Origin of the sequence: Desulfobacter curvatus DSM 3379, assembly GCF_000373985.1 — a bacterium.
GTDB classification, from domain to species: domain Bacteria; phylum Desulfobacterota; class Desulfobacteria; order Desulfobacterales; family Desulfobacteraceae; genus Desulfobacter; species Desulfobacter curvatus.
Genome location: NZ_KB893071.1, coordinates 31,682 through 47,265 on the forward strand (window position 1 = coordinate 31,682; position 15,584 = coordinate 47,265).

The following is a 15,584-nucleotide window of genomic DNA, read 5'->3' on the forward strand; positions in this document are numbered from 1 at the left end:
AAAATTTTTATTTAGGACAGGCACTATTTAGTGCCTACCGGTTAACAACTAGTGCCACTGCCTCCCCTCCCCCCAAACAGAGCGAAGCCAGGCCGGTTTTCACATCTCTTTTAGCCATTTCATATAATAGCGTGGTCAGAACCCGGGCTCCGGAAGCGCCGATGGGATGGCCCAAAGAGACGGCGCCGCCGTTCACGTTCACTTTTTCCGGGTCCAGTTCCAGGACCTTGTTAATGCCGGCGGATGTGCCGGCAAAGGCTTCGTTGATTTCAAACAGGCCCACATCATTAATATTGATCCCTTGCTTTTTTAACACTTTGGGGATGGCATAAATGGGGGCCATGAGCACATATTTCATATCAATGCCGTAGGAGGCCTGGGCGCCGATTTCAGCCATGATCGTACATCCCAACTCCTTTGCTTTTGATTCGCTCATAACGACCACGGCGCTTGCGCCGTCGGAGATGATGGACGCATTGCCTGCCGTGCCCACGCCATCTTTTTTAAACGCCGGCTTCATTTTAGACAAAAATTCAAAGCTTGTCTCCTTGGGGCATTCATCCGTATCAAAAACTTTGGGGTCACCCTTTCGCTGGAGGATTGAAACGGGCATAATTTCATCCTTAAACCGCCTCTGGGCCACCGCCTTGTTGGCCCTTTCATAGGACTGGGCCGCAAACCGGTCCTGGTCCTCACGGGTGACGTCCCAGCGCTCGGAGCAAAGCTCGTTGGACATGCCCATGTGAAAATCATTGACAACATCCCACAGCCCGTCATGGACCATATGGTCCTCAATGCGGCCCGGTCCCATGCGGTGCCCCCATCTGGCCTTGTCCATATAATAAGGTGCCATGCTCATGGTCTCCATGCCGCCGGCCACCACCACATCGGCATCACCGCACTGGATGGCCTGGGCGGCCAGCATAACGGCTTTAAGCGATGATCCGCACACTTTGTTTACGGTAATGGCTTCAACTTCCCAGGGAAGGCCCGCTTTAACCACCGCCTGTTTTCCCGGATTCTGGCCGTAACCGCAGGGCAGAACCATGCCCATGATGCACTCATCCACCACGGCATCCTCGATATCAGCACGCCGGATTGCTTCCCTGATTACAAGGCCCCCAAGTGTTGTGGCACCCATGCCGCTTAATGAACCGCCAAAACTGCCTAAAGGGGTTCGGGTGGCACTGACGATTACTGCTTTATTCATTTTACGCTCCTTTATTCTTTTACCCTGTCTTTTTAATAAATAAGACCCAAAATAAAGTCTGTCTGGGTGGAAATGTACTGGTCTATGGTAAAATTTTTTTTAAGATACCACCGCCGAAAGGCCCACATATGCCCGAGCACGGAAATGTTGTGCCCCACCAGGCTGCATGCTTTTTCATCCAGATGGGGGAAATCATTTTTCCCGGACAGTTGGGTCAGGGCTTTAATAAATGTATTGGAAATATCCAGTTCAGTGTCCAGTACCCTTTTTTTCCATTTGTCCGGCAGAAACTGGGTGACCTGGTACATGAGCAGGACATGATCCGACATTTTATCACATACAATAAAATACCGACGAATGGCAGTGGCAAGTTGTGTCTTTTCACAGACTTCACCGGACAGGGCATCTTCCACGGCCTTCTGGACCTCTTCGTGGATGGCGCTGCACACCAGATACAAAAGGTCTTCCTTGGAGCTGATATACTCATACAAAGAGCCGATGGAAAAGCCCGCAGCTTTGGCAATCATCCGCGTGGTGGTATTGTGGTAACCATGTTCGATGGACAGCTTGACCGTGGCATCAATGATCTGTTGACGCCGTTTGCGGACTAACTTTTCATTTTTTATTTGGGTGGGGACATCTGCACCGGATGCAGGTTGCGCCTTTTGCCGGGCCATGGGGTGCTCCTTCGGGTGAACCCAAATATTCAAAACCTCCCGGGACGGACAAACCGTGTTCCCGGGAGGGAATATTCTGGGTATGCGTCATTATTGAATGATTCTTAAATGCAGATATCAGGACTCAGACGCAGTACCGGCACCGGGCTATGACGAAAAATTTTTTCAATGGTGCTGCCCAGAACGAATTTGACCGAGCGACTGTGACCTAGGGGGCCTAAAATCAGGGCATCTGCTCTGAGAGCCTTTGTGGCAGAAAGGATCTGTTCACAAGGATCTCCCGAATCAATAGTGATATCGATCCCTGGTAAATCCCCAATGCCTGCCGCCTTTATCTGACCCTCAAGCCGGTCCCTTCGCCGTTGTTTGGCTTTGGGTAAAAATTCTTCTTCGGAAAAGGTGTTTTCAGGGATGTAATGGGATTTAATCCAGGCCATCTCCTTGTTGCCGATGCAATGGACCACATGGAGCTTTGCGCCGGTTGTTTGGGCCATCCATCCCGCCCGTGCCAGAATATGCTCGGTCCAGGGAGAAAAGTCCACCGCAGCGATAATGTTCCGAATTTCTCCGGGTTCCGGCTGTTCGGTGCCTGAGTACATCCGCTTAAAAATATGTTTGTCCCTGACACTAAACAACGCCTTTCTGCAGTGACGGAATACAAATTCCGCCGCGCTGCCGAACATAAAGCTGGACAGGTTGGAACGCCCTTTGTTGGCCATGACCACAAGGTCCGGATCGACCTCATCAATCATGCTGAGGATCTCTTCGGCAGGATATCCCATTTTGATCTGGATATCTGTTTTGCCGTTGAATTCAGGGTAACGTGTCCGGATCAGTTCTTTGATCTGGGCAATCCTCTCTTTTTTAAGTTCCTCAAGATACTCCTTGGTGTCCTCCCTGCAGGGGTACATCATTCCGGCCATATACACCGGGTTAACCTCACGCAAAGGGACAATGGAACAAATGGTGACTTTCATATTCGCCTGTCCTGCCAGCCCCAGGGTATAGCCCAGAGTCATGGGTGAGTAATCGGACAGGTCAATACACGCCATAATGTGGTTGAACCGGTTCATTATCTGCTCCTGAAATTATATAGACGTATACATTTTTTTGTGTCCATATAATCAAAATGAATTTATCTCTTTTATTTATAGACCAATCAGCGGTCATTAAGGTAAAAAATATTTTCAAATTTATGAACACCTTTTTTATGTATTGTAGCACCTTCATATATGCTTGTATAGGCAACGGAAGGGATTTTCGGATTGCCGATTAAAAATCAAAAAGGAGATTGTTATTGGCATCTTGTCTTAATCGAGCTCAAGTTATGAAAAAGAGATCTGTTACCCCCCCCACATGGAAAAAATTGTGGACTTGCCTATTTTTATAAATTAGAATTTAAAGATCAGTAGGTGGGAGATTTTATTTCAATCATGAAGCAGAGCATTTGCCGACTGCGTCCGGTTTGTCTCATCCTGGGGGTAAAGGTTTTTAATTGTGTCGATCCTGGATTTGGGGCCGTCCCAATGACTTGATGCTTTTGTGAAAATCATATAAGATACATTCTTCCAAGCCATGTCCAAAAGGACCGTAACCATGGCCCGAGGCAAAGTATTCCTCAACGTTGGGGGATTAACATCGGAAGATAAAAAGGCAATAGTACCCTTAAAGCGGGTGCGTATATTATACTTGAGGTACTATCTGGCACCTTATCTGCCCCGACCCTTCATGCAAGAAGTACATTGTATTACAGGGAAGATTTGAATGAGCGATAAACCCAGTTACGAAATGCTTGAGCAACAGATCAAACGACTGGAGCGCTCCATCCAGGGCGCTCGCCGGGCGGAATTGATCAATAGAACACTGTTCTATATTACATCCGATTTGACTACCTGTGATTCCCTTGCGGATCTGTATGCCTCCATATATAAACGGGTATCAGGTCTTATGGATATCTCTAATTTTTTTATAGCCATTTATCACGAAGATCAGAAAGCCATACAGTACGTATTTCGCAGGGATGAACAGTCAGACCTGTCACCTGAATGGGTATACAATTTCCCTGAAAAGTGCTGTTTAACCGGTGATGTGGTTATGAACAAAGTACCGTTACTGCTGGATGAACAGCAACTTACGGACCTTGCAGCCAAAGGCAGGGTTTTGGGACGATTGCCTAAAAACTGGCTGGGTATTCCGTTGATGGTCAAGGACGAAGTGATCGGCGTGATGGCGGTAAAAAGTTATACCAGTGCCGTCAAATACAATGAAGCACATGTGGAGTTGCTCAGTTTCGTTTCAGATACCATTGCCACGGCCATTAAAAAGAAGCAGGCGGAGAATGAACTCAGCAAAGCCAAAGAACGCCTGGTCCGCAGCCAGAAGCTTGAAGCCATCGCCACATTGGCAGGGGGCATTGCCCATGATTTCAATAACACCCTCTCCGTCACGCTTGGCAATATTAATTTGGCCCAGATGGCGGCGGCAAGCGGGACCATCAGAGGATACCTGGATGACGCAGAACAATCGGTTCTCCAGGCAAAAAATCTTGCTTCTAAATTTGTAATTTTTTCCAGCAGCAGTACCGTGGGTATTAAAACCCACATTGACCTGACAGGCTTTATTACCGCCACCTTTGACCAATTGAAACAGGAAAAAAATATTGTTTCCCGGCTCGAGGTCTTTGACCTGCCTCCTGTTATCGAAGCTGACAGGGACGCCCTCAATGAAGCGCTGAAGAATGTTGTTATCAATGCATCAGAGGCCATGGACAATAAGGGTACGGTGAAGATCACGGCTAAACTTTATCCTAAAAGAAAAGGCATGATTGTCATATCAATCATGGACCAGGGCAGGGGAATCAAGTCGGATATTTTAGAAAAAATTTTTGATCCCTATTTTTCCACCAAACCTAAAGGGGGTAATCGGGGAACCGGGCTTGGACTTTCCATTGCCTGGGCCATTGTGAAAAATCACCAGGGCAATATCCAGATCCGCTCTACCCTGGGCCAGGGCACTTGTGTGGATATCATTCTGCCTATTTTCCCAAAAGATACCCCTAAAGAAACCCTTAAGCCCAAAGAGGCGGAGCCCAAGGCAATACGGCCCGTCAGGGCGGCAACCCGGAAACCCCTTGTGTTGTGTATGGATGACGATGCCATGATTCTGGAAATCACCGAAATAATTCTTACCCGGCTGGGCTACGAACCTGTCCTTGCAAAATCCGGCGAAGAGGCGGTGGAAAAATATCAGTCCTGTCTTGTGGAAGGTAAAATTATCGGCAAGGTGATCCTTGACCTTGAAGTGAAGCATGGCATGGGAGGCGAAGAGACCATGGAAAAGCTGCTGGCACTGAATCCTGGCATTAAGGGTATTGTGTCCTCGGGATATGCCAATGATGCGGTCATGGAAAACCATTCTTTTTTCGGATTTTCTGCGGCCCTGTCCAAACCCTTTTCCATCATGGCGCTGCAACAGGCCCTTGACAATCTCTAAAACAGCCATGGGCTGAGCTGGGTTATCGACATCCAGGCTCAACCCACAACAACGCTTAAAAGTTTATTTCGAACCCATTGAGACTTTCATAAAAAGACAGGAAACAAAAGGGTTGTTATTTCCGCCGGATTTTTACTGAATTGGCATGGGCATCCAGGCCTTCGGTCCGGGCCAGGGTGATCACATCATCGGCCTCCTGTTCAAAGGCGGTCTTGGAATAATGGATCAAACTGGTTTTCTTGGTAAAATGGGATACGCTCAAGGCAGATGAAAACCGGGCCGTACCTGCTGTGGGCAGCACATGGTTCGGGCCTGCAATGTAGTCACCCATGGGTTCGGGGGTGTACGGTCCCAGGAACAACGCCCCTGCATTTTGAACCCTGTCAATATAATCAAAAGGCGACTCCACGATAATTTCAAGGTGCTCTGGCGCCAGGCGGTTGGACAGGTCAATGGCTGTATCGATATCCGGAACCACTAGAATGGCGCCGAAATCATTAATGGCCGGTCCGGCAATATCCTTGCGGGGCAGGGCATCAAGCTGGGGCCCAATCGCAGCGGAAACCTTTTGCGCCAGATCCTGGGAATCGGTCACCAGTACAGCCGATGCCAGAACATCATGCTCGGCCTGGGAAAGCAGGTCTGCGGCAATGCATTCAGGATCTGCGGTGTTATCTGCAATGATCAGAATTTCGCTGGGACCTGCAATCATATCAATACTGACGGTTCCGGAAACAATTTTTTTGGCAAGGGCCACATAAATATTTCCCGGCCCCACAATCACATCCACCTTGGGCACCTGGGCCGTTCCGTAAGCCAGCGCCCCAATGGCCCAGGCAGAACCGGCCTTGAACACGGAATCAATACCCACGGCCCGGGCTGCCGCAAGAAGCTGGGGATTGATTTTTCCGTCAGCCATAGGCGGCGTCATCAACGAGATTGATTCCACGCCCGCCACCTTGGCCGGGATTCCGCCCATGAGCACGGACGAGACCAGGGGGGTTTTACCGCCCTTGGCGCCGGGGGCATAGATGCCTGCCGCGGCCACCGGCCGGACCATCTGGCCTACCATCACCCCGTTTCTGGGGGTGTCCATCCATGAATTTTCCCTCTGGCGGCTGTGAAACGCGGTGAGCTGTTCAACGGCCCGGTTAAGGGCCTTTAAAAACTGTGGGGCCATCTGTTTCAGGGCATCTTCAAATTCTTGTTCCGTTACCTTAAGCGTATCTAAAGTAACAGCCGGGGAGTCAAATTTGTTGGTGTATTCGATGAGCGCCTCATCCCCTCTTTTCTTAACATCATCTAAAAATGCCTGGACATTGTCCTGGTCTTCCCTGGAAAACCCTAAACCTCTGTCTATGGTATCCTGGACCCTTTTTTCCGCTTCCGGGGACGGGTAATTAAATATTTTCATGGTGTGTCTCTTTAACTTATGTTCTTTTTCGGCCAAAAAGCTGCTTCCATTTTCAAAATAGAGGAACAGAGCCGCTTGATAAAAGGATAATATATATCAATTTTTAGCACAAAAAACCAATGTCAAGTCCAATGGGTTTAAAAAATCCAGCCCAAATGATGAGAATATGTCACAGGCCGTGGCTGAAGCAATCGAACAGAACCAGAGGGAAAACGGGCTGGACCGGAGCCTTGAGTTTTACTCTCAAAAAAAGAAAATGAGCGATGATGAAAAAAATCTTTACATAAAAGCACTGCATTTTAAGACCGGATCGAAAATAGACGTATCCTGCCCGGTATGATAAATACATGCCTGTAAAATAAACAAAACCAGGAGAAAAACACCCATGCCTGAGACCAAGTATATCACAACAGTTATCTTCGAACTGATGCTGCTTGCAGCAACCACCCTGCTTTTACCCACCCAGTCTTTGGCGGCCCAGGAGTATGTGTTTACCGGCCAGACAATGGGCACCACCTATTCCATTAAGCTGATTTCCGCCAAACCGCTGTCCAAAAGCCTGTGGCAGGAAAAAATTAATCTGCGCTTAAAACAGGTAAATGCCCGGTTGTCCATGTACCGGAAAGACAGTGAACTGTCCCGGTTCAATGCCGCGCCAAAGGACCAGGCTTTCAGGGTTTCTGAAGATTTTTACCAGGTTTTATACCAATGCAGGACCCTGCATGCCCTGACCGACGGGGCCTGGGACGGCACGGTCAAACCCCTGGTGGACCTGTGGGGATTCGGCACACAGGGACGGCGGGACACGCCACCTAAACCGGAGGCGATCAAAACAGCACTTAATAGTATCGGCTTTAACAAGCTTACAATCGGGGATCATGTCCTGACCAAGACAACGTCCGGCATCACACTGGATTTAGGTTCCATAGCCAAAGGGTATGGCGTGGATGAAATTGCCCGCCTGATCAGGGAAGGTGGAATTGAGAACTACCTTGTGGAAATCGGCGGAGAGCTGGTCGGCGCTGGAGAAAACAAGCATCGGAAGCCATGGATCGTGGGTATTGCAAACCCCAAAAAAGGCTTTTTGAATGCCGGCTTATACAAAGAAGTGCGCCTGGATAACAAGGCCATTGCCACCAGCGGCAATTACAGAAACTATTTTGAAAAAAACGGACACGTCTACTCCCACATTATCAGCCCGAAAACCGGCTATCCGGTTGAAAACGCCGTGGTATCGGCATCGGTGATTTCCGATACCTGCACCCGGGCCGATGGTCTTGCCACAGCACTGATGGTCATGGATACCCAACAGGCCCTGGCGCTGATCAACAGCCTTGAAAATACCGAATGCCTGATCATCTGCCAGGACGGGAAAAAAAGAACAGCACTGCGGTCATCCGGATTTAAATCATATGAAATTGGTTTCTGATCCGTATATGAAACCTTTCCCTGTTTAACTTGATGAATCAAGCAAACAGTTTTGCATTGCACTTGGACAAATTTGTAAAAATATAGACGATATATCTTGGAATATTCTTGACATTTTCTATTTTTTCAGTACAATGCGAAAAATGTATATTTTGTATAATGCATATGTTCCTTCCTTAAGGTGTATATCTCAATATTTTCTGTGATTACCCCCCAAAGTTAGAAGCAAATTTTTATTTTTTTATTTAGGAGACCGCCAACATGGCAAAAGGTACCGTAAAGTGGTTCAGCGAAACTAAAGGTTTTGGATTTATTGAAGTAGAAGATGGTGGAAAAGATGTCTTTGTTCATCATTCAGGCATTAACGCAACAGGTTTTAAAACCCTGAACGAAGGCGACCAGGTCACATTTGACATTGAGCAGGGCCCCAAAGGGCCGGCTGCTGCAAATGTTACAGTGATATAGCTGACCACTTTTATTTATAACTGTCATGGACGGACCTTATCTTTGTTTCCCGGTCTCTCCGAGGAAAATATGAAAGGGTCTTGGCGCATTTCGGACGCTTTCATCTGAACAGTTATTAAAGCCCCTGAGAATTCTATTCTCAGGGGCTTTTTTTTATTGGCTGTCATGGCCTGCGGTAGCAGGTGCATTTAAATCCGGCATTTTCCCTGATACGAATCCCGGGCTTCAAGGGTGTGTTGAATCATGTTGAATGTTTCTCTGTACCGGGCCGACCACAACGGGGCCACAAGTTCGTCAGAATGAGGATCCCCTGTAATTCGCTGGATAATCATGGACCTGGGCAGCCGTTCTAAAAAATCGCAGACCAGGTCCACATATTCCTGTTGTTCTAAAGGCGTGCACCGACCCTGAGCATACATCTTGTCCAAGGCGGTGCCCCGGACCACATAAAGCAGGTGGATTTTGACGCCATTTACCCCCAGGTCCCCTATAATTCTGGCATTCTCCAGCATCATGTCCCGGGTTTCTCCGGGCAGTCCCAAAATAATATGGGCGCAGACATTAAGTTTTTTTTTAGGGGTAACCAGGGCCATGGCCCGTTCAAAGGCCTTGAAATCATGCCCCCGGTTGATCAGGGCCAGGGTGGCGTCATGGGCTGACTGAAGCCCGTATTCCAGCCAGATAAGATAATCCTTTGTATAGGCGTCAAGCAGATCTATCTTCTCTTTGTCCACACAGTCGGGCCTTGTTCCCACAGCCATGCCCACCACACCCTCACAAGACAGGGCTTCGTCATACAGGGCTTTAAGATGCTCCACCGGGGCATAGGTATTGGTAAACGACTGGAAATAGGCAAGAAATTTTCTGGCTTTGTATTTTTTCACGGCCCCGATCTTTCCGGCCTCAATCTGCTGGGAAATGGAAAGGCCCCTGGCAAAGGCCCCGGTTCCCGACCCTTTTGCATTGCAGTAAATACATCCGGCCCAGGACAAACTTCCGTCCCGATTCGGGCAGGTCAGCCCGGCATCCACGGAAATTTTCTGCACCCGCTCACCAAACAGGCTGCGCAGATAAGCATTATAATCCGAGTAGCGTTTCATTCGGTCGGCATCTGCCAATTTTTTCCTCCATTTCATCTTTTTACGTTCATGCGTTCACCCCTTAAGGCAGCCGCTTAACCATACAGATTACAAATGAATTTGCCAAGGTGAAGATTAGCAGCGAAAGCTTGACCAATAGCGACCAGACATTATATTAAGTGCCTGTAAAAAATAGCTAAGGATGTTATGAACACTTTCAAAAACAAGTATGACGTCATTGTGGTGGGTGCAGGACATGCCGGGTGTGAAGCGGCTCTGGCTGCAGCTCGTATGGGCTGCGAGACCCTTTTGCTCACCATTGACATGGACAAAATTGCAGCCATGCCCTGCAGTCCCTCCATCGGCGGTACCGCCAAAGGACAGCTGGTCAAGGAGATTGATGCCCTGGGCGGCTGGATGGCAAAAGTCTCAGATTCTTCGGCCATCCAGTACCGAACCCTGAATACCCGTAAAGGCCCGGCTGTCCAGTCCACCCGGACCCAGAATGACAAGAACTTGTATTCGCGAAACATGAAACTTGTCCTGGAAAAGGCGGAAAATCTGGACCTTAAACAGGCCATGGTGGAATCTTTGATTGTTGAAAACAATGAAATCAAAGGGATTACCGATAATACCGGATTTGAATATTTGGCCGCCTGCCTGGTCATTACCACAGGCACCTTTCTACGGGGCACCGTCCATATCGGGTCCTCCAAAATCCAGGCCGGACGTGCCGGAGAATTTGCGTCCACAGGCCTGGCCCTGAGCCTTGAATCCATGGGACTTGAGATGGGCAGGATGAAAACCGGAACCCCGCCGCGGCTGCATGCCGACTCCATTGATTTTTCAAAATTCAATGTCCACGGATCAGACGAGGTGATCAAACCCTTCTCCTTTTCCACCACCCAGGTGACAACCCCCATGCTGCCAAGTTTCATGGGCCAGACCAACCCGGATACCCATGCCATCATTCGCAACAACTTGAAATATTCAGCGCTGTACGGCGGGCATATCAAGGGCCAATCCGCCAGGTACTGCCCCTCCTTTGAAGACAAGGTGGTAAAATTTCCGGACCGGGACTCCCACCATGTGATCCTGGAATATGAAGGCATCGACTCCAAAGAAATTTATGCGTCGGGACTGGGCAACAGTCTGCCCCTTGAGATCCAGTACCAGGTGGTACGCTCGGTCAAAGGGCTTGAGCAGGCCCAGATCATGCGTCCGGCCTATGCCATTGAATACGATTATGTGTCGCCTCTGGAACTGACGCCCGCCCTTGAAACCAAAAAGATCAAAGGGCTGTTCCTGGCCGGACAGATCAACGGGACATCAGGCTATGAAGAGGCCGGAGGCCAAGGCCTTTGGGCCGGAGCCAATGCTGCGGCAAAAATACTTGGCCGCCCGCCTTTTATTCTGGACCGGTCCCAGGCATATATCGCGGTCATGGTGGATGACCTTGTCACCCGGGGCACCAAAGAACCCTACCGCATGTTCACGTCCAGGGCCGAATACCGGCTGCTGCTCAGGGAAGACAATGCAGATCTGCGCCTGGCCCGGATCGGATATGAATACGGTCTGACAGACCGGGCGCGCCTGGATGAGGTTTCCCGGATCAAAGCCGCCACGGAAAGAGAACTTGAACGGGTGAGCAGAACCGTGGTTAAACCCAGTGATGAAACCAATGCCTTTCTTACCGGGCACAACTCCAATCCCATTGACACAGGCGTTCCGTTAACTCAATTGCTCAAACGGGCGGAGCTCAATTACGACCTGTTAAAGCAGATAGCCCCTGCCTCTGAACCAGTCCAGGACCGCGCAGCCCGGCAGGTGGAAATTGAAATTAAATATGAAGGGTATATCCGGCGGCAGTATAATGAAATTAAAAAATTTGAGAATCTGGAACGGATAAAGATTCCGCCTGAATTTTCCTTTGATGCGGCCCACGGCCTGTCCAATGAAATCAGGGAAAAACTCAACCGGATCAATCCTGCATCCCTGGGCCAGGCATCCCGCATTGACGGCATGACCCCGGCAGCCATCTCCGTTCTCATGGTGGCCATCAGCGCATTCGGACAAAACCGGTTTAATTGATGCAAAAGACGAGCCCTGCAGTCCCTTGACTTAAACGGGTTGCGCCTTATTTTTATTACACATTTGTACTAAAGAAATAACCATACAGCTAAACACAAAGGAATAAGATATAAAATGGCGCAAGATTACTACAAAACACTTGGAATAGATAAAACGGCAACAGCCGCCGACATAAAAAAGGCGTACAGAAAACTTGCTCTTAAATACCATCCGGATAAAACAAAAGGTGACAAGGCTCTGGAAGATAAGTTTAAAACCATCTCCGAAGCCTACGCAGTGCTCAGTGATCCTGAAAAAAGAAAACAGTATGACACTTACGGATCTGCCGACTTCCAGCAAAGGTTCTCCCAGGAGGATATTTTCAGAAACTTTGACCTGGGCGATATTCTCAAAGAATTTGGTTTTGGCGGTGGCGGCGGGTTCAACCGGTCCGGCGGTTTTTCTTCTGCATTTAAACAGGGTGGTGCAAGGTCGTCGTTCTCCGGCATGGGGGGCAATCCCTTTTCCCAGAACGCGGGGCCTGGTGGCGGTTTCGGCCGCAAAGCCCCGGCCCGGGGCAAGGATCTGGAATATGAAATTCCTTTAACCCTGGACGAATTAATCAACGGCGCCGGCAAAACCATCACCATTTCGCAGAATGGGCAGGCTAAAGCCATTGAGGTAAAAATCCCCAAAGGCCTGACCCAGGGTAAAAAAATCAGACTGGCAGGCAAAGGCGAATCAGGTGCCAATGGCGGTCCGGCCGGCAACCTTTACATCAAGTCCAGCCCGACCTTGCCCCAGGGCATTACCCTGGAGGGGAACGATATCCTGATGACAAAGGATGTTCAGCTTACCCAGGCCCTTTTAGGCGATAAGGTTGAGGTGACCACCCCGTCAGGCAAAACCATAAACCTGACCTTGCCGCCGGGGACCGGACACAAGTCAAAAATGCGTTTGCCTGGCATGGGAATTCCCCACATGAAAGGAAATGGTTGCGGAGATCTCTATGTTGTGGTTAATATAGAGATGCCGAAAAAGTTAAACTCCAAACAGCAAAAGCTAATCAAGGAACTTAAAGAAACGGGATTATAATTTAACATGCCTGAACTCATCCCCTTGATTTCCCAACAGGAAATCGAGGAAAAAATCCAGGAGACCGGACAAAAAATCACCCAGGATTATAAAGGTCTTGATCTCGTGGTTATAGGGGTGCTCAAGGGCGCTTTTGTTTTTCTGGCCGATCTTGTCCGGCAGATCACCATTGATCTTGAAATTGATCTGGTGGGTGCATCATCTTACCAAAACACATCATCTACCGGACAGATCGTGTTTACAAAACAGCCCGACCTTGAACTTAAAGGACGTGATATACTGCTGGTGGAAGATATCGTGGATACAGGCCGGACCATTACCAAGACAGTCGAATCCATGCAATTGTTAAATCCCCGGTCCATAAAAATATGTGCGCTGATTGATAAAAAAGAACGCCGGGAAACGCAAATTAATGTGGACTATTCATGTTTTTGTCTTGATGGGTTTATCGTAGGTTATGGGCTGGACTACAATGAAAAATACAGAAACCTACCGGCAATCTTTGAATTAAAATTTTAAAGTTAATTATTCAAATTAAGGGGATGCCCAATGATAATTACCTGCGAAAATTGCTCAACCCAATTTGTCCTTGATGACGCCCTGATTAAGCCGGAGGGGTCAAAGGTCAGATGCGGTAAGTGCCGGCATGTTTTTACAGCCTTTCCACCGGACCCGCCGGAAATTAAGCTCCCTGATCACCCGAAACCTGAAGAACACGAGATCTCCTTTGATGAACCGGCAACCCAAGACGATTTGGACTTTAACACATCACAAGATGACGACTCCCAATTAGAAAGCGATTCGCACAGCCAAAGCGCCGACCAGGAAGATGCGGACATTGATTTCTCAGAAATTGAATTCGATGAACAGGTATTTGAAGAAAAGCCGGCTGAAGGCCAGGCAGACACAGAATCCCCGGATTCCCAGGTCCAGGATATTGAAATCGAAATTGAAGACCCATCCAACGACTTTCACGAAGGGGGACTTGATTTCGAAACGGCTGATTTTGAGATAGATGAACCGGAACTGGACTTTCAGGATGATGGCCTCGAACTGGACACCCAGGATTTTGAATTTGAAGAAACTGAAAATGAAACCGTCTTTGAACCGGCATCAATATCCGAAGATTCAGATACGGCTGATATTGAAATCAGTTTTGACCAGGATGACGACACAGGGGCAGACCTTGAACTGGAAGGGCTGTCTTTTGATATGGATGACCCGGATATAGAGGCACCGTCCATTGACGGCCTTGAACTGGAAGAAGATCTTGAACTGGAAATCGAAGAGGATGAAACGCCGGAACTTGAATTTGCAGACGATCTCCAGGAAGATCTTAGCATTGAAGATGACGACGCCCGGGATCTATCCTTCGACCCCGAAAAAGCCGAAATTGACGAATCTGACCAACAGCAGGACGACATAATTGAAGCGCAACCGGATTTAGAAAAAGACGATTCCCCTTCAAATGACCTTGAGCTTGAATCTGATGCCGGCGATGAAGAACCGGTGGAACAGGACGAGGACGAAGAAATTGAGCCGGCCGCATCAGAACAGGATAAATTTGCAGAATATGACAAGGTGTTGGAACAGGAGACAGAGCCGGAAGATACCGGCATAACCATTCCGGACCCGGAAGCGGAAGACAACACACCTCTGCCCCCCCCGACTGATGACGAAATAGGGATCTCCACAGGGGAACCAATAGAACAAGCGCCTTTGATCACGCCACCGTCCGCACAAAGTGTCCGCCAGAAGCGAAGCGCAAAAAAGAAAAAAGGGGGAAGCCCGGCCGTTAAAATTCTGTTGGTGCTGGTGCTGCTGATCCTGGTTGGCTATGCGGCAATCATCCGTCTTGGTGTAACTATTCCGGTGGTGTCCGACATCCAGATTCCCTTTATCACCCAGTGGATTAAGCCCAAACAGGCTCCCCAGCCGCCACTGAAGCCCGTACTGGACGAACCCAGCATTGATGGCCGGTTTGTTTCCAATAAAAGCGCAGGGGACCTGTTCATTATTACAGGCAAGGTTAAAAACCCGTCCAATGCTGCCGTCAGCTACATCCGGGTCAAAGGCACCCTGATGAAAAAGAACAACACCAAAGCAGGAACGCTGATTGCCTATTGCGGAAATACAATTCCTGAAGAGACACTTAAGTCCGGCAATATCTCGGACATAACCAAGCAGATGGGTGTCAAACAAGGCAATCAAAATACCAATGTCAATATCAAGCCCGGCGCGGAAGTCTGGTTTATGCTGATTTTTTCCAATTTGCCAGAGGATTTGTCCAATTTTACAGTGGCGGTAGAGGGATTTGAGCCGGCTCAAGAATAGGTTGTGGCCTGCCTTGGTGAAAGAACAGGTCAGCCCGTGTAAGATAGTCTCCGGCAGGTAACTGGATTCGGGCGCATTCCCATTTTCCCGGTTTGAAAAAAGCCTATCTTTGAGAACAAAAAACGTGATAGTTTCTTCTCGCTGAGACGACTATAAAATTGGACTGTGCTGATGAAAAAAGCTGAAGATTGCAATACTGTTGAAGAAGTCTATGCCTGCCTGAAAGAACTGGAGGACGATCCGAGGTTGGTTCGCAATGCTCAAGAATTGGAGCAGGTAGAACGTGAAATACTTGGGTATACGAATCGACTGAGCGCCTT

The 15,584-nt window shown here is 48.7% G+C and carries 13 protein-coding genes; 8 read left to right on the forward strand and 5 right to left on the reverse strand.

Annotated elements, in window-relative coordinates:
• Positions 1-34 precede the first annotated feature (34 nt).
• The 3 genes from B147_RS0116655 to B147_RS0116665 form a co-directional block, all read right to left on the reverse strand.
• Positions 35-1,210: an acetyl-CoA C-acetyltransferase gene (locus B147_RS0116655; RefSeq protein WP_020588337.1), complete on the reverse strand. Its 1,176-nt coding sequence runs from the start codon at positions 1,208-1,210 to the stop codon at positions 35-37.
• 32 nt (positions 1,211-1,242) lie between these two features.
• Positions 1,243-1,887 (reverse strand): TetR/AcrR family transcriptional regulator, encoded by a 645-nt coding sequence (locus tag B147_RS0116660; protein WP_020588338.1) that lies wholly within the window; start codon positions 1,885-1,887, stop codon positions 1,243-1,245.
• Between the two features lie 104 nt (positions 1,888-1,991).
• On the reverse strand, positions 1,992-2,960 hold the full coding sequence (locus B147_RS0116665) for a universal stress protein (RefSeq protein WP_020588339.1): 969 nt from the start codon (positions 2,958-2,960) through the stop codon (positions 1,992-1,994).
• 691 nt (positions 2,961-3,651) lie between these two features.
• Between B147_RS0116665 and B147_RS0116680 the strand changes: the two genes are divergently transcribed.
• Complete coding sequence (locus B147_RS0116680) at positions 3,652-5,379, forward strand: hybrid sensor histidine kinase/response regulator (RefSeq protein ID WP_020588342.1); 1,728 nt, start codon at positions 3,652-3,654, stop codon at positions 5,377-5,379.
• Between the two features lie 115 nt (positions 5,380-5,494).
• On the opposite strand, the gene hisD is transcribed toward B147_RS0116680, so the two are convergent.
• Positions 5,495-6,793: a histidinol dehydrogenase gene (gene hisD, locus B147_RS0116685; protein ID WP_020588343.1), complete on the reverse strand. Its 1,299-nt coding sequence runs from the start codon at positions 6,791-6,793 to the stop codon at positions 5,495-5,497.
• A 166-nt stretch (positions 6,794-6,959) separates the two neighbouring features.
• Here hisD and B147_RS31830 point away from each other — a divergent pair, with 166 nt between their 5' ends.
• The 3 genes from B147_RS31830 (at position 6,960) to B147_RS0116700 (ending at position 8,686) form a co-directional block, all read left to right on the forward strand.
• Complete coding sequence (locus B147_RS31830) at positions 6,960-7,133, forward strand: hypothetical protein (protein ID WP_020588344.1); 174 nt, start codon at positions 6,960-6,962, stop codon at positions 7,131-7,133.
• A 45-nt stretch (positions 7,134-7,178) separates the two neighbouring features.
• The gene (locus B147_RS0116695) at positions 7,179-8,222 is read left to right on the forward strand and encodes an FAD:protein FMN transferase (RefSeq protein WP_020588345.1); all 1,044 of its coding nucleotides are present in this window, start codon (positions 7,179-7,181) and stop codon (positions 8,220-8,222) included.
• A gap of 260 nt (positions 8,223-8,482) precedes the next feature.
• Positions 8,483-8,686: a cold-shock protein gene (locus B147_RS0116700; RefSeq protein ID WP_020588346.1), complete on the forward strand. Its 204-nt coding sequence runs from the start codon at positions 8,483-8,485 to the stop codon at positions 8,684-8,686.
• A gap of 188 nt (positions 8,687-8,874) precedes the next feature.
• Here the strand turns inward: B147_RS0116700 and mnmL are convergent, their stop codons facing one another.
• Complete coding sequence (gene mnmL, locus B147_RS0116710; RefSeq protein WP_020588348.1) at positions 8,875-9,822, reverse strand: tRNA modification radical SAM protein MnmL/YtqA; 948 nt, start codon at positions 9,820-9,822, stop codon at positions 8,875-8,877.
• A gap of 150 nt (positions 9,823-9,972) precedes the next feature.
• Here mnmL and mnmG point away from each other — a divergent pair, with 150 nt between their 5' ends.
• From mnmG to B147_RS0116730, 4 genes are all read left to right on the forward strand, one after another.
• Positions 9,973-11,856 carry a tRNA uridine-5-carboxymethylaminomethyl(34) synthesis enzyme MnmG gene (gene mnmG, locus B147_RS0116715; protein ID WP_020588349.1) on the forward strand — a complete coding sequence of 628 codons (1,884 nt, stop codon included), beginning with the start codon at positions 9,973-9,975 and terminating at the stop codon, positions 11,854-11,856.
• Positions 11,857-11,970: 114 nt separating this feature from the next.
• On the forward strand, positions 11,971-12,930 hold the full coding sequence (locus B147_RS0116720) for a DnaJ C-terminal domain-containing protein (RefSeq protein WP_020588350.1): 960 nt from the start codon (positions 11,971-11,973) through the stop codon (positions 12,928-12,930).
• 6 nt (positions 12,931-12,936) lie between these two features.
• Entirely contained in the window at positions 12,937-13,449 is a 513-nt protein-coding gene (gene hpt, locus B147_RS0116725; RefSeq protein WP_020588351.1) for a hypoxanthine phosphoribosyltransferase, read from the forward strand.
• A gap of 30 nt (positions 13,450-13,479) precedes the next feature.
• Entirely contained in the window at positions 13,480-15,264 is a 1,785-nt protein-coding gene (locus B147_RS0116730) for a DUF3426 domain-containing protein (RefSeq protein ID WP_020588352.1), read from the forward strand.
• The last annotated feature ends 320 nt before the right edge of the window (positions 15,265-15,584 follow it).

What these genes read in the sequence shown, in the direction of transcription:
- hisD (WP_020588343.1), bottom strand. Translation starts at nt 6,793, where the DNA reads ATGAAAATATTTAATTACCCGTCCCCGGAAGCGGAAAAAAGGGTCCAG.
- hpt (WP_020588351.1), top strand. Translation starts at nt 12,937, where the DNA reads ATGCCTGAACTCATCCCCTTGATTTCCCAACAGGAAATCGAGGAAAAA.
- mnmG (WP_020588349.1), top strand. Translation starts at nt 9,973, where the DNA reads ATGAACACTTTCAAAAACAAGTATGACGTCATTGTGGTGGGTGCAGGA.
- B147_RS0116730 (WP_020588352.1), top strand. Translation starts at nt 13,480, where the DNA reads ATGATAATTACCTGCGAAAATTGCTCAACCCAATTTGTCCTTGATGAC.
- B147_RS0116660 (WP_020588338.1), bottom strand. Translation starts at nt 1,887, where the DNA reads ATGGCCCGGCAAAAGGCGCAACCTGCATCCGGTGCAGATGTCCCCACC.
- mnmL (WP_020588348.1), bottom strand. Translation starts at nt 9,822, where the DNA reads ATGAAATGGAGGAAAAAATTGGCAGATGCCGACCGAATGAAACGCTAC.
- B147_RS0116655 (WP_020588337.1), bottom strand. Translation starts at nt 1,210, where the DNA reads ATGAATAAAGCAGTAATCGTCAGTGCCACCCGAACCCCTTTAGGCAGT.
- B147_RS0116720 (WP_020588350.1), top strand. Translation starts at nt 11,971, where the DNA reads ATGGCGCAAGATTACTACAAAACACTTGGAATAGATAAAACGGCAACA.
- B147_RS0116680 (WP_020588342.1), top strand. Translation starts at nt 3,652, where the DNA reads ATGAGCGATAAACCCAGTTACGAAATGCTTGAGCAACAGATCAAACGA.
- B147_RS0116665 (WP_020588339.1), bottom strand. Translation starts at nt 2,960, where the DNA reads ATGAACCGGTTCAACCACATTATGGCGTGTATTGACCTGTCCGATTAC.
- B147_RS0116695 (WP_020588345.1), top strand. Translation starts at nt 7,179, where the DNA reads ATGCCTGAGACCAAGTATATCACAACAGTTATCTTCGAACTGATGCTG.
- B147_RS31830 (WP_020588344.1), top strand. Translation starts at nt 6,960, where the DNA reads ATGTCACAGGCCGTGGCTGAAGCAATCGAACAGAACCAGAGGGAAAAC.
- B147_RS0116700 (WP_020588346.1), top strand. Translation starts at nt 8,483, where the DNA reads ATGGCAAAAGGTACCGTAAAGTGGTTCAGCGAAACTAAAGGTTTTGGA.